Raw genomic sequence first — 23,333 nt, 5'->3', positions numbered from 1 at the left:
CATACGCGGCCCGACTTTAGAAAAATATTACAGCGCGGCGCCAGCGGAGAGGTTCAGCTGAATATCGTGGTCGAGGTTATTCACCCAGCGGTTATAATTCTTGTGAATTTTACCGTCTGCCGCTTTCAGGTTAAGGCTGTTTTCATAGTTGATTGAATAGCTTGTTGCCGTGTACGGAATACTCACCTGGACCGAGTGATCGCGTGACTGCAGACGTCCCTTAATCACCCCAGGACCCGCTTCCGTCATGATCCAGTCACGCTTTTGGCCTGCTTTCAAAATTGCCGTTTTTACCTGATCGGCAGTATGACCCGCGCTGACAATAGAGTGAACCTGAGCGATTGGGGCGGTACGCGCACAGCCTGCCAGTGCACCCACGAATACGGCAGCAGTACACCATTTAACGATCTTTTTCATCAACAACTCCATATCAATAATAACAATTAAAGGTAGTGGTTTTTACAAATAATACGCATCCGGCTTTTTTGACCGCCAGATGTATTTTTAATCAATATTAATGTTTGCATTGCGTTGACGCGAAGGCGGGCATAATAACATGGAAAATAAATAAGAATTTCATTTTTTATAATTTGCGTTAAATCATGAATTGCGTTTCAACATAATGCGCGTGGCGTAAATAAAGACAGAGTGAATATCGCCTTAACGCAAATAAAAATACCGCGACGGATTAGGGACGCGGTAATTTACGGTGTATTACTGACGCTTTAAACCTACCTGTACAGGTAGGCCGGTTACCCGGGTAGCCGGCTTTTCGGCCTCCCCGGCCCGAGCAGGATCGCCAGCTTGCTTCCGCCTTTGGTGGTTTCCATCCAGATTTTACACACGCTGGTCAGGGGGACCGACAGCAGCATCCCGACCGGGCCCAGCAGCCATCCCCAAATCAGTAAGGATAAAAACACCACCAGCGTCGACATGCCCAGCCGGTGTCCCATCATGCGCGGCTCAAGAATATTGCCCAGCACCATATGCACGACGAGGAACAGCGCGCCGACCAGCATGCATTCGTAGAAGCCGTTAAACAGGAACGCCTGAATCATCGGCGGCACGGCGGAAAGCACCGCGCCAATATTGGGCACGTAGTTGAGCAGAAACGCCAGCACGCCCCACATCAGCGCGAACTGCACGTCCATCAGCATCAGCCCCAGCCAGACAATGATCCCCGTCCAGACGCTCAGCAGCGTTTTCAGCGCCAGATATTTGGAAACGCCCTTCAGTGCCCGGTGTAAGCCAGCAATATGAATTTGTGGATTATTTAATGCAAAGCGCAGCTTATAGGGGACGTGGCGGACTTCGAACAGCATAAACACCACCGTCATGACCAGCAGCAGAATGCTGGCCATCGCGCCGGAAAGCCCCGTCATCAGCGTGGTGGCGTAGGTCATGACCTTCTCGGAATCCATCCTGCGCAGCATCCGTTCGGGTGAGATATGCAGATTAAGAAAGGGCACCATCTCCTGGAGTGCGACAATCTTACGGGTCAGCTCTTTGTTGTACTGCGGCAGCATGGTGGAGAATTCGCTCAGCGAGGCTGCCAGCACGCCAAAGAGCGCCGTCAGGGCAATCAGCATCACGATGACGACGATGGTGATGGCGACCGGACGGCTGACGCCCCGGCGTAAAAACCAGGTTACCAGCGGATTAAGCACAATGGCAAAAAAGAGCGCCAGCAGGAGCTGGACAATAATGTCAGCGGCAGCGTGGATACCCGCAAGGATAACCACCAGACAGGCGAGTTTTAATAAGATGTGGAGCCCTGCTTTGTCGGACGGGTTAGCGATCATGCGTGTTCCTTAATATGATGACCCGGTAAGTGTAGTGTCCGGGCTCCGCTTCGTCTGGGGCCGTTAATCTGAAAGTCGGGGCTGATTTTCTTATTGCGCCGTGGTAATAGTGAAACACTGTTGTAAAAAATCCAGGTAGAACCCCATGCCCGAACCTGCCGCTGAACCGGCACTGAGCGGACTGCGCCTCAATCTGCGCATCGTTTCCGTTGTGCTTTTCAACTTTGCCAGCTATCTGACCATCGGGCTGCCGCTGGCGGTCCTGCCGGGCTATGTCCATGACGTGATGGGCTTCAGCGCCTTCTGGGCGGGGCTGGTGATTAGCCTGCAGTATTTCGCCACGCTCCTCAGCCGCCCGCATGCCGGGCGCTACGCGGACACGTTCGGTCCAAAAAGCATCGTGGTCGTGGGATTGTGCGGCTGTTTCCTCAGCGGCCTGAGCTATCTTCTGGCAGCCGCAACCAGCCACTGGCCGCTGGTCAGCCTGGCGCTGCTCTGCCTGGGTCGCGTCATTCTGGGCATTGGGCAAAGTCTGGCGGGAACCGGCTCGACGCTGTGGGGCGTGGGGGTTGTCGGCGCGCCGCACATTGGCCGGGTGATCTCCTGGAACGGGATTGTCACCTACGGTGCGATGGCGCTCGGTGCGCCGCTCGGCGTAGCCTGCTATGCGCTGGGCGGGCTGCATGGGCTGGCCATCACCATCATGGCGGTCGCGCTGCTGGCGATCCTCTTTGCGCTGCCGCGCCCGAAGGTGAAGGCCAGCAAAGGCAAGCCGCTGCCGTTTCGGGCGGTGCTGGGGCGCGTCTGGCCGTACGGCATGGCCCTGGCGCTGGCGACCACTGGCTTCGGCGTGATAGCCACCTTCATTACTCTGTTTTATGACGCCAAAGGCTGGGACGGCGCGGCCTTTGCGTTAACCCTGTTCAGCTGTGCGTTTGTTGGCGCGCGCCTGCTTTTCCCTAACGGCATCAACCGTCTGGGCGGGCTGAACGTGGCGATGATCTGCTTTGCGATAGAGATTGTCGGGCTGCTGCTGACCGGAATAGCGATGGTGCCCTGGGTCGCGAAAGTGGGCGTATTCCTCGCGGGGGCAGGCTTTTCTCTGGTCTTCCCGGCGCTGGGCGTGGTGGCGGTAAAAGCCGTGCCGCAGCAGAATCAGGGGGCGGCGCTGGCGACCTATACGGTGTTTATGGATATGTCTTTAGGCATTACCGGCCCGCTGGCGGGGCTGGTGATGGCCTGGGCAGGCGTGCCGGTGATCTATCTTGCTGCAGCGGGTCTGGTTGTGATTGCACTGCTGCTGACGTGGCGGCTAAAAAAATGGCCTCCGGTGCAGGCACCGGAGGCCACGTCATCGCCGTGAAACGTTACTGGATCACGATGGTGTTAATGATGTTTTCAGCAGCCGTCTGCGCTTTCTGCTGATCTTCAGCTGGCAGGGTGATCTGCAGGGTCAGCAGTTTGTTATCGACCTTGCCCAGCACGACAGAGGAGTACGCGGTCTGGCCTTTTGCAGAGATGATGCTGTCCAGCTGCTGCAGCTTATGGCCTTTCAGCTCGATGGATTTATTGGTCACGACCTGCAGCTGCGGGTCGCGGCCGCGCTGCTGATCTTCCAGACGTTTGGACAGAACGGCCAGATCTTCGCTGGTGTCGTCGCCCACAATCACAATAACCGCTTTCTGCCCGGTTGCGTCGGAGTAAACGTGCATGTTGTTCGCCTGGGTGCCCAGCTTGCCGCTCTGGTCAGTCATATCGGCTGGCAGAGAGAAACTGAGTTTGCCATCCATCAGATTGACCGGCTGGCCGGTCGCGTTGCTCTCTGCGGATGCGCCCTGAGCAGGCGTTTTCGTGTCGCTGTTATCACAGGCTGCAAGACCCACAACCAGCAGGCCAATCCCGACATATTTAACCAGATTGCGCATTGACTTCTTCCTTTCGATAAACGGCCATAACGGCTCATTCGCTCATCTTATCACAACTGATAAAGCGAACCTTTAACCTGCCTGCAATGCGGTGATTTCAGATTTATCTGCCAGCCTTTTCAGCAGCATATTGAGCAGTACGCCGTACATCGGCAGGAAGAAGACAATGCTGATGAGGACCTTGAAGCAGTAGTCCACCAGCGCGATTTCCATCCAGTGTTCGGCCATGAACGCATCCGGGCTGCGCCAGAAGGCGATGAAGAAGAAGGCCAGCGTATCGCTCACGTTACCGAACAGCGTGGAGGCGGTGGGCGCCATCCACCAGCGGTGATTTTGCCGCAGGCGGTTAAACACGTGCACGTCGAGGATCTGCCCCAGCGCGTAGGCCATAAAGCTGGCGGCGGCGATACGGGCGACAAACAGGTTAAAGTGGGTTAACGCCTCAAAGCCCTGCCAGCTCCCCATATAAAACAGAGACGAAATCACGTACGAGATGAACAGCGCCGGGAGCATGACCGAAAAAATAATGCGGCGAGCCAGCGGTGCGCCAAAGATACGCACGGTCAAATCGGTCGCGAGGAAAATAAACGGAAAACTGAACGCGCCCCAGGTGGTATGAAAACCAAAGATGGAGATCGGGAGCTGCACCAGATAGTTGCTGGAGGTGATCACCAGCAAATGGAAAAGCGAAAGCCAGAACAACGCTTTTACGCGCTGAGATTCGGAAAACGACGTCATATTGTGACCTTTTTATACGTTGGGGTGAGGGAACCCAATAAAAACCGCAGCATGATACTGCTTTGGCAGGACATTGCAATGGTTAGTTTTTACGCAATCGTTAACCTGGTTTGCATTGATCGCAACCGGGCGTAAACTACAGCCGTTTTTATCTGACCGAGAAGATCATGACCGACCTGTTTTCCAGCCCAGACCACACCCTTGATGCCCAGGGCCTTCGCTGCCCGGAACCGGTAATGATGGTACGTAAGACCGTGCGCAATATGCAGACCGGTGAAACGCTGTTGATTATTGCCGATGACCCGGCCACGACCCGTGATATTCCCGGTTTTTGTATCTTTATGGAACATGAGCTGGTGGCACAGCAGACTGAGGCGCTGCCGTACCGGTATTTAATTCGTAAGGGGTAGATGGGCTGGTGGTGTTGTAGGCCGGGTAAGGCAAAGCCGCCACCCGGCAAAAATACGTCCTCTGCGGCCTGATGCCCTCACCCCGACCCTCTCCCACGGGGAGAGGGAGAAAGTCATCCTTTCATCCACGCCCGGATCCCGTCCAGGAACATCTGCGTCGCCATCATGACCAGAATCAGCCCCATCAGGCGCTCCAGCGCGTTCACCCCTTTCTCACCCAGCAGGCGCAGGAACAGGGACGACTGCAGCAGGATAATGAACGTCCCGCCCCAGGCAATCAGCAGGGCAATCACCAGATGACTCATCTGGTTCGGATACTGATGCGACAGCAGCATCAGCGTGGCCAGAATGGTCGGGCCCGCGACGAGGGGGATCGCCAGCGGCACAATAAACGGCTCTTCACCCGCAGGCAGGCCGCTGCTGCTACCTTCCGCGCTCGGGAAAATCATCTTAATGGCAATCAGGAACAGAATAATCCCGCCGGAAATCGACACGGTTTCGGCGCGCAGGTTCAGGAATGCGAGAATTTTTTCCCCGGCAAACAGGAAGATAAACATCACCAGCAGGGCGATGAGCAGCTCGCGGATCATGATCGCCCGGCGGCGCTTCGGCTCGGTGTGCTTCAGCACCGACATGAAGATCGGCAGGTTACCCAGTGGATCCATTATCAGAATCAATAAAACCGCTGCGGAAATGATTTCACTCATGTAAATTATCCCTGAAATTCTCTATGGTTATTATGATAATTAGCTGTATTTCTGATTGCCGGGCAATCATCGATTAATTTCGCTTGCGACTTTGGCAGCATTTTGTAATGTGAAGCATATCCCAGTTCAATACTGGCTTGCACAAACAGCACACACCCTCAGCAGGAAAAAAATGCTATGAAAAACGTTGGTTTTATCGGCTGGCGCGGTATGGTCGGCTCTGTACTCATGCAACGCATGGTTGAAGAGCGCGATTTCGACGCTATCCGCCCGGTCTTCTTCTCCACTTCCCAGCTCGGCCAGGCTGCTCCGTCCTTTGGTGGTACCACAGGCACGTTGCAGGATGCTTACGATCTGGAAGCGCTGAAGGCGCTCGACATTATTGTGACCTGCCAGGGCGGCGATTATACCAACGAAATCTATCCAAAGCTGCGTGAAAGCGGCTGGCAGGGCTACTGGATTGACGCGGCCTCGTCGCTGCGCATGAAAGACGATGCCATCATCATTCTCGACCCGGTTAACCAGGGCGTGATCACCGATGGCCTGAACAACGGCGTGAAAACCTTTGTCGGCGGCAACTGCACCGTCAGCCTGATGCTGATGTCCCTCGGCGGCCTGTTCGCGCAGGATCTGGTGGAGTGGGTCTCCGTGGCGACCTACCAGGCGGCGTCCGGTGGCGGCGCGCGTCACATGCGCGAGCTGTTGACCCAGATGGGCCAGCTGCACCAGAGCGTTGCGACCGAGCTGGCAAACCCGGCATCCGCTATTCTGGATATCGAGCGTAAGGTCACTCAGCTGACCCGCAGCGGCGAGCTGCCGGTGGATAACTTTGGCGTACCGCTGGCAGGCGGCCTGATCCCGTGGATCGACAAACAGCTGGATAACGGCCAGACCCGCGAAGAGTGGAAAGGCCAGGCTGAGACCAACAAAATCCTCAATACCGCGAACACCATTCCGGTTGACGGTCTGTGCGTACGTATCGGCGCACTGCGCTGCCACAGCCAGGCCTTCACCATTAAACTGAAAAAAGATGTGTCTATTCCGACCGTGGAAGAGCTGCTGGCCGCGCACAACCCGTGGGCGAAAGTGGTACCAAACGATCGCGATATCACCATGCGCGAGCTGACCCCGGCAGCGGTGACCGGCACGCTGACCACGCCGGTTGGCCGTCTGCGTAAGCTGAATATGGGGCCGGAGTATCTCTCCGCGTTCACCGTCGGTGACCAGCTCCTGTGGGGCGCCGCCGAACCGCTGCGCCGCATGCTGCGCCAGCTGGCGTAATAATTTGTTAAATACCAGGGGTGATTTTCACCCCTTTTTTTTGCGTACTACATGGAGTAACACGCGTATGTCTTATTTTTTATCAGGAGTCATCTAGAGCGTTGGCTATGCTTTAAGGAAGAGTCATTTCTTACCTGAGGTTCGAGCGGAGCAGAATGGATGCACATTTTTGTGCTGTCCCGTTCAGGTCACATTAAAAGTCGTCCCGGAGCGCTTAAAAAGGACGACATAAAAAACAGGATGAATACCATGTCCGATCGTGTGGATAGAGACGTGATTAATGCGCTTATTGCGGGTCATTTCGCTGACCCCTTTTCTGTGCTTGGGATGCACCGTACTGAGGCCGGTCTGGAAGTTAGGGCACTGTTACCGGATGCCACAGAAGTCTGGGTGATTGAACCCAAAACCGGCCGCAAAGTGGGTAATCTTGAATGCCTCGATTCCCGTGGCTTCTTCTCGGGCGTGATGCCCCGTCGTAAAAACCCGTTTCGCTATCAGCTCGCCGTTCTCTGGCACGGTCAGCAAAACCTGATTGACGATCCCTACAGCTTCGGCCCTCTGCTTAAAGAGATGGACGCCTGGCTGCTTTCCGAAGGAACGCATCTTCGTCCTTATGAAACGCTGGGTGCCCATGCCGATACCATGGACGGCATTACCGGCACGCGCTTCTCCGTGTGGGCGCCCAATGCCCAGCGCGTCTCCGTTGTTGGTCAGTTCAACTACTGGGACGGCCGCCGCCACCCGATGCGCCTGCGTCGGGAAACCGGCATTTGGGAGCTGTTTATCCCCGGGGCGCACCACGGGCAGCTTTATAAATTCGAGATGATTGACGCTCACGGCAAGCTGCGCATTAAAGCCGACCCGTATGCCTTCGAAGCGCAGATGCGTCCGGATACCGCGTCGCTGATTTGCGGCCTGCCGGAGAAGGTCGTTCAGACGGAGGAGCGCAAGCAGGCTAACCGCTTTGATGCGCCGATCTCCGTCTATGAGGTACACCTTGGCTCCTGGCGTCGCCACACCGATAACAACTTCTGGCTGAGCTACCGGGAGCTTGCCGACCAGCTGGTGCCGTATGCCAAATGGATGGGCTTTACCCACCTTGAGCTGCTGCCGGTCAACGAGCACCCGTTCGACGGCAGCTGGGGCTATCAGCCCACCGGGCTGTATGCGCCAACGCGCCGCTTCGGCACGCGCGACGACTTCCGCTATTTCATTGATGCCGCGCACGCCGCCGGGCTGAACGTGATCCTCGACTGGGTGCCGGGTCATTTCCCCGCAGATGATTTCGCGCTGGCAGAGTTTGACGGCACGAAGCTGTACGAGCACAGCGATCCGCGCGAAGGCTATCACCAGGACTGGAACACGCTGATCTACAACTACGGTCGCCGTGAGGTCGCAAACTATCTGGTCGGGAATGCCCTGTACTGGATCGAGCGGTTTGGCATCGATGCCCTGCGCGTGGATGCGGTGGCGTCGATGATCTACCGCGACTACAGCCGCAAAGAGGGGGAGTGGATCCCGAACGAGTTTGGCGGCCGCGAAAACCTGGAAGCGATTGAATTCCTGCGTAATACCAACCGCATTATCGGCGAGCAGGTGGACGGTGCCGTAACCATGGCGGAAGAGTCGACCGACTTTGCGGGCGTCTCCCGTCCGCCGTCATTGGGCGGCCTGGGTTTCTGGTATAAGTGGAACCTGGGGTGGATGCACGACACGCTCGACTACATGAAGCTGGATCCGGTCCACCGTAAGTACCATCACGATAAGCTGACGTTCGGGATGCTCTACAACTACACCGAAAACTTCATGCTGCCGCTGTCCCACGATGAAGTGGTGCACGGCAAAAAATCGATTCTCGACCGCATGCCGGGCGACGCGTGGCAGAAGTTTGCCAACCTGCGCGCCTACTACGGCTGGATGTTTGCCTTCCCGGGCAAAAAACTGCTGTTTATGGGCAATGAGTTCGCTCAGGGACGCGAGTGGAACCACGACGCCAGCCTCGACTGGCATCTGCTGGAAGGCGGCGACAACTGGCACCACGGGGTGCAGCGGCTGGTACGCGATCTGAACCTGACCTATCGCCACCACAAAGCGCTGCACGAGCTCGACTTCGATCCGTACGGCTTTGAATGGCTGGTGGTGGACGACCACGAACGCTCGGTGTTTGTCTTTGTGCGTCGTGACAAAGCCGGTAACGAGATCATCGTCGCCAGCAACTTTACGCCGGTGCCGCGTGAACACTACCGCTTCGGCATTAACCAACCGGGTAAATGGCGCGAAATTCTGAATACCGACTCGATGCACTACCACGGCAGTAACGCCGGTAACGGCGGGCTGGTACAGAGCGACGCCATCGAAAGCCACGGACGACCCAACTCCCTGAGCCTGACGCTGCCGCCGCTTGGCACCATCTGGCTAATGCGGGAGGGCGAATGACGCAGCTTACGGCAGGTAAACCCGAACCGCTCGGGGCGAGTTTTGACGGGAAGGGGATCAATTTCACCCTCTTTTCCGCTCACGCTGAGCGGGTAGAACTGTGCGTGTTTGACGGGGAAGGTAACGAGCACCGTTACGATTTACCCGCGCGCACGGGGGATACCTGGCACGGCTACCTGGCCGGAGGGCGGCCAGGCTTGCACTATGGCTTTCGCGTACACGGTCCGTGGGATCCGGCGCAGGGTCACTGGTTTAATCCGGCGAAGCTGTTGATTGACCCGTGCGCGCACCGCGTGGACGGCGAATTTAAAGACGACCCGCTCTTCCACGTGGGTTACGGTGATCCCGACCACCGCGACAGCGCGCCCGTCGCGCCAAAAAGCGTGGTGGTGAACGATCTTTATGACTGGGAAGACGATACCCCGCCGCAGACGCCGTGGGGCCATACCGTCATTTATGAAGCCCACGTCAAAGGGCTGACCTACCTGCACCCGTCGATCCCCAAAGAGATGCGCGGTACCTATAAGGCGCTCGGGCATCCCACCATGATCGCCTACCTGAAACACCTCGGCATCACCGCTCTGGAACTGCTACCCGTCGCCCATTTTGCCAGCGAGCCGCGCCTGCAGCGGCTGGGGCTAAGCAACTACTGGGGCTACAACCCGCTGGCGATGTTCGCGCTTGAGCCACGCTATGCCGCTCATCCGGAAAAGGCGCGGGACGAGTTTCGCGATGCGGTGAAGGCGCTTCATACGGCGGGCATTGAGGTCATTCTGGACGTCGTGCTGAACCACAGTGCCGAAAGCGATCTCGACGGTCCGACGCTCTCCATGCGCGGAATTGATAACCGTAGCTATTATTGGATCAGGCAGGATGGCGATTATGAGAACTGGACCGGCTGCGGTAACACGCTCAATCTCAGCCATCCGGCGGTCACGCATTTTGCTTATGAATGCCTGAAATACTGGGTGGAAACGTTCCACGTCGACGGTTTTCGTTTCGACCTGGCCCCGGTGATGGGGCGCACGCCGGCGTTCAGCCAGCAGGCGCCGCTGTTTGAGGCGATAAAAAACTGTCCGGTGCTCTCGCAGGTGAAGCTCATTGCCGAGCCGTGGGACATCGGAGAAGGTGGTTATCAGGTCGGGAATTTCCCGCCGCTGTTTGCCGAGTGGAACGACCACTACCGCGACGCCGTACGCCGCTTCTGGCTGGAGCGGAATCTGTCGCTCGGGGAGTTCGCCGGACGCTTTGCTGCTTCAAGCGATCTCTTTAAGCGCGACGGCAAACGCCCGTCGGCCACCGTCAATCTGTTGACGGCGCACGACGGTTTTACCCTCAGGGACTGCGTTTGTTTCAATCAGAAACACAATGAGGCAAACGGCGAAGAGAATCGCGATGGCACTAACAATAACCATAGCTTCAATCATGGTATAGAAGGGTTAGGCGGAAGTCTGGATGTGATAGAGCGGCGACGCGCCAGCGTACATGCGCTGCTGACAACGCTTTTATTGTCGCAGGGCACGCCGATGCTGCTGGCAGGCGATGAACACGGCCACAGCCAGCACGGTAACAACAATGCGTATTGCCAGGACAACACGTTAACCTGGCTCGACTGGGGTGAAGCCAACAGCGGGCTGATTCATTTTACCGCTGCGCTGATCCATCTTCGCCAGCAGATCCCCGCGCTGACCGCCGACCGCTGGTGGGAAGAGGGTGACGGCAACGTTCGCTGGCTGAATCAAGACGCGCAACCGTTAAGCGCGCAAGAGTGGCAACACGGCGTACCACGCCTGCAAATCCTGCTGTCGGATAAATGGCTGGTCACGCTGAACGCGACGGATGACGTCGCAGAGATTGTTTTACCTGAAGGGGAATGGCGAGCTGTTCCCCCCTTTGCCGGAGTGGATAATCCGGTAGTAATGGCTGTCTGGCACGGGCCTGCGCACGGAGTGTGCGTATTCCAAAGATGATAAAAAAGGAGTTAGTCATGGTTAGATTAGAGAAGAACGATCCCTTAATGTTGGCACGCCAGCTACCATTAAAAACGGTTGCCCTGATACTTGCGGGTGGGCGTGGTACCCGTCTGAAAGATTTGACCATCAAGCGCGCCAAACCGGCTGTTCACTTTGGTGGTAAGTTCCGCATCATCGACTTTGCGCTCTCCAACTGCCTGAACTCGGGCATTCGCCGTATTGGCGTCATAACGCAGTATCAGTCGCACACGCTGGTTCAGCATATCCAGCGCGGCTGGTCATTCTTCAGCGAAGAGATGAACGAGTTTGTCGATCTCCTCCCTGCGCAGCAGCGCGTTCACGGCGAGAACTGGTATCGCGGGACGGCGGATGCGGTGACCCAGAACCTCGACATTATTCGTCGCTATAACGCGGAATATATCGTGATCCTCGCCGGGGACCATATCTACAAGCAAGATTACTCCCACATGCTCATCGACCACGTCGAAAAAGGGGCGCGCTGCACCGTGGCGTGTCTGCCTGTGCCCGTTGCTGAAGCGACGGCGTTTGGCGTCATGCACGTGGATGCCGACGACAAAATTATCGACTTCGTTGAAAAACCGGCGAACCCGCCAACCATGCCGGGCGATGACACCAAATCGCTTGCCAGCATGGGGATCTACATCTTTGATGCAGAATATCTTTATGAGCTGCTGGAAGAAGACGACAAAGACGAAAACTCCAGCCACGACTTCGGTAAAGACATCATTCCGAAAATCACGAAAGCTGGCATGGCGTATGCACATCCTTTCCCGCTGTCCTGCGTGCAGTCCGACCCGAATGCGGAGCCTTACTGGCGCGATGTGGGAACCCTGGAGGCGTACTGGAAAGCGAACCTCGACCTGGCGTCGGTCACGCCTGAGCTGGATATGTACGACCAGAACTGGCCGATTCGTACCCATATGGAGTCGCTGCCGCCAGCCAAGTTCGTGCAGGACCGCTCCGGCAGCCATGGTATGACGCTGAACTCGCTGGTGTCCGGCGGGTGCATTATTTCAGGCTCGGTGGTGGTGCAGTCGGTGCTGTTCCCCCGCGTGCGGATAAATTCATTCTGTAATATCGATTCGGCAGTCTTATTGCCGGATGTCTGGGTAGGGCGCTCGTGTCGTCTGCGTCGCTGCGTGATCGACCGTGCCTGCGTCATCCCTGAAGGGATGGTGATTGGGGAGAATGCGGAAGAAGACGCGCGTCGTTTCTATCGTTCGGAAGAGGGGATCGTGTTAGTCACACGGGAAATGTTGCGGAAGCTGCAGATCAAACAGGAGCGATGATGCAGGTTTTACACGTATGTTCTGAGATGTTCCCGTTGTTGAAAACGGGCGGTCTGGCAGATGTTTTGGGTGCATTACCGGCAGCGCAAATCGCCGGAGGCGTGGATACCCGAGTCCTGCTGCCCGCCTTTCCGGATATCCGGCGTGGTATACCCGATGCAAAAGTGGTGACCCGCCGTGAGACCTTCGCCGGACGCATCACTCTGCTGTTTGGACATTACAATGGCGTAGGGATTTACCTGATCGACGCGCCGCACTTATACGATCGACCGGGCAGCCCGTATCACGATACGAACCTGTTCGCTTATACCGATAACGTGCTGCGCTTTGCGCTGCTCGGCTGGGTCGGTGCAGAAATGGCGACGGGGCTGGATCCGTTCTGGCGCCCGGATGTGGTGCACGCGCACGACTGGCACGCCGGGCTTGCCCCGGCGTATCTCGCCGCGCGCGGCCATCCGGCCAAATCGGTCTTTACCGTGCACAATCTGGCGTATCAGGGGATGTACTATGCCCATCACATGAGTGAAATCGATCTGCCATTATCGTTCTATAACATGCACGGGCTGGAGTTTAACGGGCAGATCTCGTTCCTGAAAGCCGGGCTGTACTACGCCGATCACATCACGGCGGTGAGCCCAACCTACGCGCGTGAGATCACCCAGCCGGCGTTTGGCTACGGTATGGAAGGGTTGCTGCAGCAGCGCCATCGCGAAGGCCGCCTGTCGGGCATTCTGAACGGCGTGGACGAACAGATCTGGAGCCCGGAAACCGATCTCCTGCTGGCGGCGCGCTACGGCCGTGATTCCGTGGAAGACAAAGCGGAAAACAAACGCCAGCTGCAGATTGCGATGGGTCTGAAGGTTAACGACAAAGTGCCGCTGTTCGCGGTGGTCAGCCGCCTGACCAGCCAGAAAGGGCTGGATCTGGTGCTGGAGGCGCTGCCCGGTTTACTGGAGCAGGGCGGACAGCTGGCGCTGCTCGGCGCGGGCGACCCGGTGCTGCAGGAAGGTTTCCTTGCCGCCGCGGCGGAACATCCGGGTCAGGTGGGCGTGCAGATTGGCTACCACGAGGCATTCTCGCACCGCATTATGGGCGGCGCGGACGTCATCCTGGTGCCAAGCCGTTTCGAACCCTGTGGCCTAACGCAGCTGTACGGCCTGAAATATGGCACCCTGCCGCTGGTACGCCGCACGGGCGGACTGGCGGATACGGTATCCGACAGCTCTCTGGAAAACCTGGCGGACGGTATCGCCAGCGGGTTTGTCTTTGAGGACAGTAATGCCTGGTCGCTGCTTCGGGCGATTCGGCGTGCTTTCGTCTTGTGGTCCCGTCCATCGCTGTGGCGTTACGTACAACGTCAGGCGATGTCCATGGACTTTAGCTGGCACGTCGCGGCGCAGTCATACCGCGATCTCTATCAACGCTTGATGTAACGAGGCGAAGTTACTGATATGAACGCTCCATTTAGCTACTCTTCACCCACGCTCAGCGTTGAGGCGTTAAAGCACTCCATCGCCTACAAGCTGATGTTCACCATCGGGAAAGATCCGGTTATTGCCAACAAGCACGAGTGGCTGAACGCCACCCTGTTTGCGGTGCGCGACCGTTTAGTGGAACGCTGGCTGCGCTCAAACCGCGCCCAGCTCTCTCAGGAAACGCGTCAGGTTTACTACCTGTCGATGGAATTTTTGATTGGCCGCACGCTGTCCAATGCGCTGTTGTCGCTCGGTATTTATGACGACGTCAAAACCGCACTGGAAGAGATGGGGTTAGATTTAGAAGAACTGATCGACGAAGAGAACGACCCGGGCCTCGGTAACGGCGGTCTGGGGCGTCTCGCCGCCTGCTTCCTCGACTCGCTGGCGACGCTGGCGTTGCCGGGCCGCGGCTACGGTATTCGCTACGATTACGGCATGTTCAAGCAGAACATCGTCGACGGGCGTCAGAAAGAGTCCCCGGACTACTGGCTGGAGTACGGTAACCCGTGGGAGTTCAAGCGCCACAACACGCGCTACAAGGTGCGCTTTGGCGGGCGTATTCAGCAGGAAGGGAAAAAATCCCGCTGGGTGGAAACGGAAGAGATCCTGGCCGTGGCCTACGACCAGATTATCCCCGGCTACGACACCGACGCCACCAACACGCTGCGCCTGTGGAGCGCCCAGGCCAGTAGCGAAATTAACCTCGGTAAATTTAACCAGGGTGACTACTTCGCGGCGGTGGAGGATAAAAACCACTCCGAGAACGTATCCCGTGTGCTGTACCCGGATGACTCGACCTACTCGGGCCGCGAGCTGCGCCTGCGTCAGGAGTATTTCCTCGTTTCGGCGACCATTCAGGACATCCTCAGCCGCCACCATCAGCTGCACAAAACCTACGCCAACCTGGCGGAGAAAACCGCGATCCACCTTAATGACACTCACCCGGTGCTCTCTATTCCGGAGCTGATGCGCCTGCTGATCGACGAGCATAAGTTCAGCTGGGACGACGCCTTTGAGGTGACCTGCCAGGTGTTCTCGTACACCAACCACACGCTGATGAGCGAAGCGCTGGAAACGTGGCCGGTGGACATGCTCGGCAAAATCCTGCCGCGCCATCTGCAGATTATCTTTGAGATTAACGACTACTTCCTCAAAACGCTGCAGGAGCAGTATCCGAACGATACCGGCCTGCTGAGCCGCGCGTCCATCATTGATGAGTCGAACGGTCGCCGCGTGCGCATGGCCTGGCTGGCGGTTGTTATCAGCCACAAGGTCAACGGGGTGTCCGAGCTCCACTCGAACCTGATGGTGCAGTCGCTGTTTGCGGACTTTGCGAAGATCTTCCCGACGCGCTTCTGCAACGTGACCAACGGCGTCACCCCGCGCCGCTGGCTGGCGCTGGCCAACCAGCCGCTCTCTGAGGTACTGGACGAGAATATCGGCCGCACCTGGCGTACCGATTTGAGCCAGCTGAGCGAGCTGGAACAGCATATTGATTTCCCGACGGTGAACAAAGCCGTGCGCGAAGCCAAGCTGCTGAACAAAAAGCGTCTGGCGGTCTGGCTGGCGATGCACCTCAACGTGGTGGCAAACCCGAAAGCGCTGTTCGACGTGCAGATCAAACGCATCCATGAATACAAGCGTCAACTGATGAACGTGCTGCACGTGATCACCCATTACAACCGCATCAAGGCCGATCCGACGGCCGAATGGGTGCCGCGCGTGAAGATCTTCGCCGGTAAGGCGGCGTCGGCCTACTACATGGCGAAGCACATTATTCATCTCATCAACGACGTGGCGAAGGTGGTTAACCAGGATCCGGACATTGGCGACAAGCTGAAGGTGGTGTTCATTCCAAACTACAGCGTCAGCCTGGCGCAGCTGATCATCCCGGCGGCGGATCTCTCTGAACAGATTTCCACGGCGGGGACGGAGGCATCCGGCACCAGTAACATGAAGTTTGCCCTTAACGGCGCGCTGACCATCGGTACGCTTGACGGGGCGAACGTCGAGATGCTGGAGCATGTGGGCGAAGACAATATCTTTATCTTCGGTAATACGACGGAAGAGGTGGAGGCGCTGCGCAGAAAAGGCTACTCGCCACGTCAATATTACGAAGGGGATGAAGAGTTGCGTCAGGTGCTGACGCAGATCGCGACCGGCGTGTTTAGCCCGGATGAACCGAGCCGCTACCGCGATCTGGTGGATTCGCTGATTAACTTTGGCGATCACTATCAGGTGCTGGCGGATTATCGCAGCTACGTGGACTGTCAGGACAAGGTGGACGAACTGTATCGCCAGCCGGAGAAGTGGACCAGCGCCGCGATGTATAACATCGCCAATATGGGGTATTTCTCGTCTGACAGGACCATCAAGGAGTATGCCGAGACGATCTGGCATATTGATCCGGTGAGGTTATAAAAGCAAAACGGCAACCTCGGTTGCCGTTTTTAGTGTTTGTTCCCTCTCCCTGTGGGAGAGGGGCAGGGTGAGGGTATCAGCCCGCACCGATCGCATTAAGACGCTAGCGACAGCTCACGCTTTCCCGCATTTTGCAGTAACCACTGCGCCACGCGAGACTGCTGTTCGGCGTTGAGCCACATCCCTTCTTTGGTACGGCGCCAGATAGCATCGTCCAGACGACGCACCCACTCGTGCTCAACCAGGTAGCGCAGCTCGGCTTCGTACAGCTCGTGGCCGAAATGCTCGCCCAGATCCGCAATGTCCTTCGCATCGCCCAGGAACAGCTCGGTATTGCTGCCGTAGGTGCGGGCATAGTGGCGCGCCATCCCTTCGGTGATGAACGGGAAGCGACGGCGCAGCTTCGCGGCGTAATCATCGCGGTTACCGCCGATATCACCGCCGGGCAGCACCGCGCCTTTGGTCCATGCCGGGCCAATGCCTTTGTAGTACGGCGCCAGTTTTTCCAGCGCGTGCTCGGCCAGCTTGCGGTAGGTGGTCAGCTTGCCGCCAAACACGGACAACAGCGGCGCCTGACCGTCTACATCGTGAATATCGAGCGTATAGTCACGGGTGATGGCCTGCGGAGAGTCAGACTCGTCATCGCATAGCGGACGTACGCCGGAGTAGGTCCAGACCACGTCATCGCGTGACAGCTGTTTCTTAAAGTGCGCGTTATACACTTTGAGCAGGTAGTTCACTTCGCTCTCGTCGATCTCGACGTTCTTCGGATCGCCTTTGTACTCCACGTCGGTGGTGCCGATGATAGAGAACTCGTCCATCCACGGGATCACAAACACGATGCGCTTATCTTCGTTCTGCAGAATGTAAGCCTGCTTCTGGGTATGCACGCGCGGCACCACAATGTGGCTGCCCTTGATCAGGCGGATGCCGTACGGCGAAGGCAGATGCATGCCGTCGTCGAAGAACTGCTTCACCCACGGGCCGGTAGCGTTCACCAGACCGCGCGCTTTCCAGCTGAATTTCTCGCCGGTATCGATGTCTTCCGCTTCCACAATCCACAGGCCGTTTTCACGACGGGCAGCGGTCGCGCGGGTACGGGTTTTCACCTCGCCACCTTTCTTCTCAACCATCTGCGCGTTCGCCAGCACCAGGCGGGCATCGTCCACCCAGCAGTCGGAATATTCGAATCCGCGCACGATTTCAGGCTTAAGGACCGATTCTGAGCCAAAACGCAAACCTTTCGAACCCGGGAGGCTGGTGCGTTTACCCAGATGATCGTACATAAACAGACCAATTCGGATCATCCATGCCGGACGCAGATGCGGGCGATGGGGCAGGCGGAAGCGCATCGGAATCGCCAGATGCGGGGCCATTTTCAGCAGCACTTCACGTTCGGCCAGCGCTTCACTGACCAGGCGGAATTCGTAGTGTTCCAGGTAGCGCAGGCCACCGTGAATCAGTTTGGAGCTGGCGGACGACGTCGCGCAGGCGAGATCGTTAGCTTCCAGCATCAGTACGGATAAACCGCGTCCTGCGGCATCGACCGCAATACCGGCACCGTTGATGCCACCGCCTATCACAATCAGATCTTTGGTTTCCATAACACCCTCATGCACTTTCGTTAAAGCTCAGAAATGTTCGATATCGCTCATAATAGCAAAGGAACGCGCTTTTGGTAACATCAAAAAAACAATTTAGAGTGATATGGATAACATAATGGCGTTTACCCGCCGCCAGGACGTACACTACGGGGTAAAATCTTGTCGTTGACCACTGTAAAGAGAACACCATGGATCAGTTTGAATGTATTAACGTAGAAGAAGCCCACCAGAAGATGCACCAGGGAAAAGCGGTGCTGGTGGACATCCGCGATCCGCAGAGTTTTGCGATGGGCCATACGCCGGGCGCGTTCCATCTCACCAACGACACGCTGGGCGCGTTTATGCGCGATAACGACTTCGACACGCCGGTGATGGTCATGTGCTATCACGGCAACAGCAGCAAAGGCGCGGCGCAGTATCTGCTTCAGCAGGGCTACGACGCGGTATACAGCGTCGACGGCGGCTTCGATGCCTGGCATCGTCATTTCCCGGCAGAAGTGGAATACGCTTTTGAGCGCTGATCCCGCTATACTGTCCCCTTTTGTGTGGAAATAAGCGACCGCTGCCCATGTTGATGATCACCTCTTTTACCAACCCGCGCGTCGCCCAGGCGTTTGTCGACTATATGGCGACGCAGGGCGTTATTCTGACTATTCAGCAACATACGCAGACCGACGTCTGGCTGGCCGATGAGAGCCAGGCCGGGCGGGTAAACGAGGAGCTGGCGCGTTTTCTTGAGAACCCTGGCGACCCGCGCTATCTGGCGGCAAGCTGGCAGTCCGGCCAGACCGGAAGCGGATTGCACTACAGCCGCTTTCCCTTCATCGCCACCATTCGCGAGCGCGCGGGCCCGTTTACGCTGCTGCTGATGGCGGCCTGCATCATTGTCTTCATTATCATGAACGTGGTCGGCGACCAGAGCGTGATGATTGCCCTGGCGTGGCCCTATGATCCGTCACTTGAGTTTGACGTCTGGCGCTACTTTAGCCACGCGCTGATGCACTTCTCGGTGATGCATATCCTCTTTAACCTGCTCTGGTGGTGGTATCTCGGCGGTGCCGTTGAAAAGCGTCTGGGCAGCGGCAAGCTGATCGTTATCACCCTTATCAGCGCCCTGCTGAGCGGCTACGTGCAGCACAAGTTCAGCGGGCCGTGGTTCGGCGGGCTGTCGGGCGTTGTGTATGCCCTGATGGGCTATGTCTGGCTTCGCGGGGAGCGCGACCCGGAAAGCGGCATCTATCTGCAACGCGGATTAATAACCTTTGCGTTAATATGGCTAATTGCCGGATGGTTTGATCTGTTTGGTATGTCTATCGCCAACGGTGCACACGTCGCCGGGCTGGCCGTGGGGCTGGCGATGGCGTTTGCCGACACGCTCCATGCGCGAAAACGAACATAATTCTCAGGGATAATTGATGAAACAAACACAACGTCATGACGCCATTATCGAACTGGTAAAAAAACAGGGATACGTCAGCACCGAAGAGCTGGTGGAGCAGTTTGCCGTCAGCCCACAAACCATCCGTCGTGACCTGAACGACCTGGCCGATCAGAACCGTATTCTTCGCCACCACGGCGGCGCGGCGCTGCCGTCCAGCTCGGTTAACACCTCCTGGCACGACCGTAAAGCCACGCAGACGGCGGAGAAAGAGCGTATTGCCCGCAAGGTCGCCAGCCAGATCCCAAACGGGGCAACGCTGTTTATTGATATCGGCACCACGCCGGAAGCGGTCGCCCATGCCCTGCTGGATCACGAGAACCTGCGCGTGGTCACCAACAACCTGAACGTGGCCAATACCCTGATGCAGAAAGACGATTTCCGCATCATCCTCGCGGGCGGCGAACTGCGCAGCCGCGACGGCGGGATTATCGGCGAAGCGACCCTCGATTTTATCTCTCAGTTCCGCCTCGACTTCGGCATTCTGGGGATCAGCGGCATCGACAGCGACGGCTCGCTGCTGGAGTTTGATTACCACGAGGTGCGCACCAAGCGCGCGATCATTGAAAACTCGCGTCACGTGATGCTGGTGGTAGACCATTCGAAGTTTGGCCGTAACGCGATGGTGAACATGGGCAGCATCAGCATGGTGGATGCGGTCTACACCGACGTGATGCCGCCGGCGGGCGTGATGCAGGTGATTAAAGATAATAATTTGCAGTTAGAGTTGTGTTGAAACGCCGTTCTCCCTCTCCCTGTGGGAGAGGGTCGGGGTGAGGGCATCAGGCCGCAAAAAACCTAAACTCCGTACCCCATCATCTTCAACAGCTGCTGCGCATGCTGTACCGCATCCTGACGATGCGCCACGCCCAGCTTCTGGTACAGGTTGCGGATATGCGTTTTGATGGTGGTCGCCGCCACCGCCAGCTCACCGGCAATCTGTTCGTTGCTGTAGCCTGAATAGATCAGCCCCAGAACCTGCCATTCGCGCTGGGTGAGCGGGCTGGTGCGGATAAGCTCCGGCACTTCCGGGTGGTTCAGCAGACGTTCAACGAAGTTCTCATCGAAGTGCGCGAACTTGTGCCGATGATGCTGGTTAATCTCGCGCAGAATACGCTGGGCGCGATGCTGATCCAGCTCCGGCAGCGTGTTGAGCTGAATAAGCTGACGCAGCTGCTGCGCCATCACTTCACCTTCAATCACAAAGTGGCTGATAAACCCGGTGCGGTTAGCCAGCTGCAGCGCCTCCAGCAGCACGCGCTGGGCATCATTTTTACGACCCGCCTGCCAGTAGAGCTGGTTCTGCAGCAGCAGGTTGCGGTTCAGGTCGCTCATCAGGCGCAGGCTGCGCGCGTTCTCGTTCAGCTCTTCCAGGACAATCTCTGCGGGCTCTAAATCACCGAGCAGGATCTGCGCGCGGGCGATGTTGCGCCACTGGCTCTGCAGAAAGTGGTTGTTGGCAAATTCCGGTTTTGGCGTCTGGCGCAGCCAGTTGGCGGCGGATTTTTTGTCGCCGGTCATCTGCCAGTAAATCACCCGAACCTTATCGGCGTTCGATACCCAGTCGCTATGATACTGGCCGTTGCCGAGCAGGTTTTCCAGGCGGTTAAGATGGTTGCGGGCGTTATCGAGATCGCCGCGCGCCAGCGAGCACTGCACCAGCAGCGCCAGACACTGTAGCTGCTGCTGCGGCTGGAAGCTGGAAAGAACATCCACACCCTGACGGGCACAGCTTTCTGCTTCATCCAGACGCGACCATGCCCACAGCAGCTGAGCGCGAATACGCAACAGGAACTCGTGCATCGGCAGCTGTTCCAGGTGCTGTTCACGAATCAGCTGGAACGCTTTTTCCTGGTTTTCCCAGGCGGCCTGCAGGAACCCCTGCGCGAATAAAATCTCACTCTGTTGGATCAGGCTCCACAGCGCGTAGTGCCAGACATCATGACGACGCGCCATCTGCTCGGTTTGCTGCATCAGTGAAAGCGAACGCGTGAGATCGCCTTTGCAGTGCAGCACTTCGCCGTGCACCGAGGTCGCCACGATGCGGCTGTAGAAGTTAGCCAGCGGCAGTTCATCCAGCGCGACCATCGCCAGTCGTTCAGCTTCGTCCGGGTCGCCGTCGTTAATGGCCACCTGAGCGCGCAGCGCGTTGAACTCGCCGTGCAGGGTGGTATCCATTTCGCTTTCCATCTCCTGCTCGGCGCGCGCCAGCAGGGTGTTCACTTCGCTGTAACGATGCTGACTCTGCATCAGCCAGGCCTGCAGCAGCACCAGACGCGGGTTCTCCAGCAGGCTTTCCCACGGCAGGGCTTTGAGGGACTCTTCCAGCAGCGTCAGTTCGCTGTGGTTAAACAGGCCCCATGCATGGTTGAGGAGGATATCGCGCAGCATGCTGGCATCACCGGCGGCCAGCGCGTGGTGGATGGCCTCGCTCGGGAAACCTTGTGCCATCCAGCCTTCGGCAGCGGCGCGGTGAATCTCCGGCAGTTCAACCGCCATTTCCCACTGACAGCGCTGGCGCAGGAAGCTACCAAACAGCGGGTGATAGCTAAACCACTCGCCCGGATCGTCCATGCGCGTCAGGAAAAGGCCCTGACGTTCAATCTCTTCGAGCTGCAGCTGACCGTTTTCACAGCCCGTCACCCGCACGATGAGCGCATCATTCATGGAACGCAGCAGAGAGCTTTTCAGCAGGAAATTACGCGTCGAGGGATCGACGCTGTCCAGCACCTCATCCACCAGGTAGTCAGAAAGGTGGCTGGCGTTGATGCCCGCCAGACGCCGCGCAGACTGATGCGCCGGACTGTTGTTTTGCCGGGCAGAGAGGGCGATAAGCTGCAGCGCCGTGGCCCAGCCCGCAACGTCATCACACAGACGGCTGCTTTCGGCGGCCTCAATCGGTGAGGTCAGGCGGCAGTCAAAGAACTGTTTTGCTTCCTGGTGGGTAAAGGCCAACTGCTGGCTGCCCACTTCCAGAAGCTGATCGCGCACGCGCAGGTTGGCAATACCCAGCTGCGGCAGGTTGCGTGACAGCACGACTAAAGTCAGGTTTTCCGGCTGATGGCGCAGGAAGAAACGCATCGATTCATGAATCACCGGGTTAGTGATGAGATGATAATCATCAATCACCACGTAAAGCGGGCGATGCCATTCGGCCAGTTCGATAAACAGCTGAGAGAAAAGGGAAGACAAGCTGGCATACTGGCGCTTTTGCACCATCATCTCACTGGCGACGCAGTGTCCATGGGTGGCTTGCTGTATGGCAGCAATCAGATAGCTGGCAAAACGCTCTTGCTGGTTATCGCCCTCATCGAGGGAGTACCAGCCAAGATCGCTCTTACCTGCGGCCCATTGCGAAATGAGCGTTGTTTTTCCATAACCTGCAGGGCTCGTAACCAGCGCCAGTCGGAAATTATGCGCGCCGGAAAGTTTAGCCAACAGACGTTCGCGGACCACTGTATGGTCAAGGCGAACCGGGCGACTTAATTTAGACGGAATCAACATAGGTTTCACTTCACTGTGGGGAACGAGAGATTTTATTTTTTTTGCGCTTCGTAATTAATGGATATAAGGTCGGCCAATAAGTTAACTATTGCAAGTTATGTCTGGATTTGGTGGCTGTGAATTTGCACTCTGTCACAAAACATTCAGGAAGAAGATGGAACTTTCTGGAAAGGTCTTTGACGCCGCGTCACTGCTGGCTTGTCTGTACTGGTTACCGCTGCGCTGAAACTGGTTTCAGAAAGGGATAGTGACGTCAAATTTAATATACTGCTGGTAAAGTTAAGGGAGATTAATAATCTCCTTAGC

At 57.1% G+C, this 23,333-nt stretch carries 18 protein-coding genes; 11 read left to right on the top strand and 7 right to left on the bottom strand.

The window, feature by feature from the left end; all coding sequences use genetic code 11:
• Nucleotides 1-27: 27 nt before the first annotated feature.
• Together ACDO57_RS19840 and ACDO57_RS19835 are read right to left on the bottom strand one after the other, a co-directional pair.
• A complete protein-coding gene (locus ACDO57_RS19840; protein ID WP_024908880.1) occupies nucleotides 28-417 on the bottom strand; it encodes a hypothetical protein in 390 nt (129 codons plus the stop codon).
• Between the two features lie 335 nt (nucleotides 418-752).
• Nucleotides 753-1,802, bottom strand: a complete 1,050-nt coding sequence (locus ACDO57_RS19835) for an AI-2E family transporter (protein WP_024908881.1) — start codon at nucleotides 1,800-1,802, stop codon at nucleotides 753-755.
• A gap of 145 nt (nucleotides 1,803-1,947) precedes the next feature.
• Between ACDO57_RS19835 and ACDO57_RS19830 the strand changes: the two genes are divergently transcribed.
• Nucleotides 1,948-3,165 (top strand): MFS transporter, encoded by a 1,218-nt coding sequence (locus tag ACDO57_RS19830; RefSeq protein ID WP_370884481.1) that lies wholly within the window; start codon nucleotides 1,948-1,950, stop codon nucleotides 3,163-3,165.
• Between the two features lie 4 nt (nucleotides 3,166-3,169).
• Here ACDO57_RS19830 and ACDO57_RS19825 read toward each other — a convergent pair whose 3' ends face one another.
• Together ACDO57_RS19825 and ACDO57_RS19820 are read right to left on the bottom strand one after the other, a co-directional pair.
• Nucleotides 3,170-3,727 carry a DcrB family lipoprotein gene (locus tag ACDO57_RS19825; protein ID WP_008503073.1) on the bottom strand — a complete coding sequence of 186 codons (558 nt, stop codon included), beginning with the start codon at nucleotides 3,725-3,727 and terminating at the stop codon, nucleotides 3,170-3,172.
• Nucleotides 3,728-3,799: 72 nt separating this feature from the next.
• On the bottom strand, nucleotides 3,800-4,465 hold the full coding sequence (locus tag ACDO57_RS19820; protein ID WP_032648297.1) for a 7-cyano-7-deazaguanine/7-aminomethyl-7-deazaguanine transporter: 666 nt from the start codon (nucleotides 4,463-4,465) through the stop codon (nucleotides 3,800-3,802).
• A gap of 167 nt (nucleotides 4,466-4,632) precedes the next feature.
• Between ACDO57_RS19820 and tusA the strand changes: the two genes are divergently transcribed.
• Nucleotides 4,633-4,875 (top strand): sulfurtransferase TusA, encoded by a 243-nt coding sequence (gene tusA, locus ACDO57_RS19815; RefSeq protein ID WP_370884480.1) that lies wholly within the window; start codon nucleotides 4,633-4,635, stop codon nucleotides 4,873-4,875.
• Between the two features lie 113 nt (nucleotides 4,876-4,988).
• Here the strand turns inward: tusA and yhgN are convergent, their stop codons facing one another.
• Nucleotides 4,989-5,582 (bottom strand): NAAT family transporter YhgN, encoded by a 594-nt coding sequence (gene yhgN, locus ACDO57_RS19810; protein WP_003861574.1) that lies wholly within the window; start codon nucleotides 5,580-5,582, stop codon nucleotides 4,989-4,991.
• 177 nt (nucleotides 5,583-5,759) lie between these two features.
• Here yhgN and asd point away from each other — a divergent pair, with 177 nt between their 5' ends.
• The 6 genes from asd (at nucleotide 5,760) to glgP (ending at nucleotide 16,481) form a co-directional block, all read left to right on the top strand.
• Entirely contained in the window at nucleotides 5,760-6,863 is a 1,104-nt protein-coding gene (gene asd, locus ACDO57_RS19805; RefSeq protein WP_024908885.1) for an aspartate-semialdehyde dehydrogenase, read from the top strand.
• Nucleotides 6,864-7,112: 249 nt separating this feature from the next.
• Nucleotides 7,113-9,299 (top strand): 1,4-alpha-glucan branching enzyme, encoded by a 2,187-nt coding sequence (gene glgB, locus ACDO57_RS19800; RefSeq protein ID WP_208763312.1) that lies wholly within the window; start codon nucleotides 7,113-7,115, stop codon nucleotides 9,297-9,299.
• Nucleotides 9,296-11,269 (top strand): glycogen debranching protein GlgX, encoded by a 1,974-nt coding sequence (gene glgX / locus ACDO57_RS19795; RefSeq protein WP_370884479.1) that lies wholly within the window; start codon nucleotides 9,296-9,298, stop codon nucleotides 11,267-11,269. The genes glgB and glgX overlap by 4 nt, the downstream gene beginning before the upstream one ends.
• A 17-nt stretch (nucleotides 11,270-11,286) precedes the next feature.
• Nucleotides 11,287-12,582 (top strand): glucose-1-phosphate adenylyltransferase, encoded by a 1,296-nt coding sequence (gene glgC, locus ACDO57_RS19790; RefSeq protein ID WP_032648303.1) that lies wholly within the window; start codon nucleotides 11,287-11,289, stop codon nucleotides 12,580-12,582.
• A complete protein-coding gene (gene glgA, locus ACDO57_RS19785; RefSeq protein ID WP_024908888.1) occupies nucleotides 12,582-14,015 on the top strand; it encodes a glycogen synthase GlgA in 1,434 nt (477 codons plus the stop codon). The genes glgC and glgA overlap by 1 nt, the downstream gene beginning before the upstream one ends.
• A gap of 18 nt (nucleotides 14,016-14,033) precedes the next feature.
• On the top strand, nucleotides 14,034-16,481 hold the full coding sequence (glgP, locus tag ACDO57_RS19780; protein WP_032648304.1) for a glycogen phosphorylase: 2,448 nt from the start codon (nucleotides 14,034-14,036) through the stop codon (nucleotides 16,479-16,481).
• Between the two features lie 95 nt (nucleotides 16,482-16,576).
• On the opposite strand, the gene glpD is transcribed toward glgP, so the two are convergent.
• Nucleotides 16,577-18,085, bottom strand: a complete 1,509-nt coding sequence (glpD, locus tag ACDO57_RS19775) for a glycerol-3-phosphate dehydrogenase (protein ID WP_032648306.1) — start codon at nucleotides 18,083-18,085, stop codon at nucleotides 16,577-16,579.
• 188 nt (nucleotides 18,086-18,273) lie between these two features.
• Here glpD and glpE point away from each other — a divergent pair, with 188 nt between their 5' ends.
• Genes glpE through ACDO57_RS19760 form a run of 3 tightly spaced genes read left to right on the top strand, consistent with a single transcriptional unit; the run spans nucleotide 18,274 to nucleotide 20,259 of the window.
• The gene (gene glpE / locus ACDO57_RS19770; protein WP_008503062.1) at nucleotides 18,274-18,606 is read left to right on the top strand and encodes a thiosulfate sulfurtransferase GlpE; all 333 of its coding nucleotides are present in this window, start codon (nucleotides 18,274-18,276) and stop codon (nucleotides 18,604-18,606) included.
• Nucleotides 18,607-18,653: 47 nt separating this feature from the next.
• Nucleotides 18,654-19,484 (top strand): rhomboid family intramembrane serine protease GlpG, encoded by an 831-nt coding sequence (gene glpG / locus ACDO57_RS19765; RefSeq protein WP_048991798.1) that lies wholly within the window; start codon nucleotides 18,654-18,656, stop codon nucleotides 19,482-19,484.
• A 16-nt stretch (nucleotides 19,485-19,500) separates the two neighbouring features.
• Nucleotides 19,501-20,259, top strand: coding sequence for a DeoR/GlpR family transcriptional regulator (locus ACDO57_RS19760; protein WP_008503060.1), 759 nt, complete (start codon nucleotides 19,501-19,503; stop codon nucleotides 20,257-20,259).
• Nucleotides 20,260-20,321: 62 nt separating this feature from the next.
• Here ACDO57_RS19760 and malT read toward each other — a convergent pair whose 3' ends face one another.
• Nucleotides 20,322-23,027, bottom strand: coding sequence for an HTH-type transcriptional regulator MalT (malT, locus tag ACDO57_RS19755; protein WP_024908893.1), 2,706 nt, complete (start codon nucleotides 23,025-23,027; stop codon nucleotides 20,322-20,324).
• Nucleotides 23,028-23,333 lie beyond the last annotated feature (306 nt).

Source organism: Enterobacter cloacae complex sp. 2015409, assembly GCF_041365315.1.
In the GTDB taxonomy this organism is placed as follows: Bacteria; Pseudomonadota; Gammaproteobacteria; order Enterobacterales; family Enterobacteriaceae; genus Enterobacter; species Enterobacter pseudoroggenkampii.
Note: the sequence above shows the minus strand (reverse complement) of the source record. Positions and strands in the feature narration are given on the sequence as shown.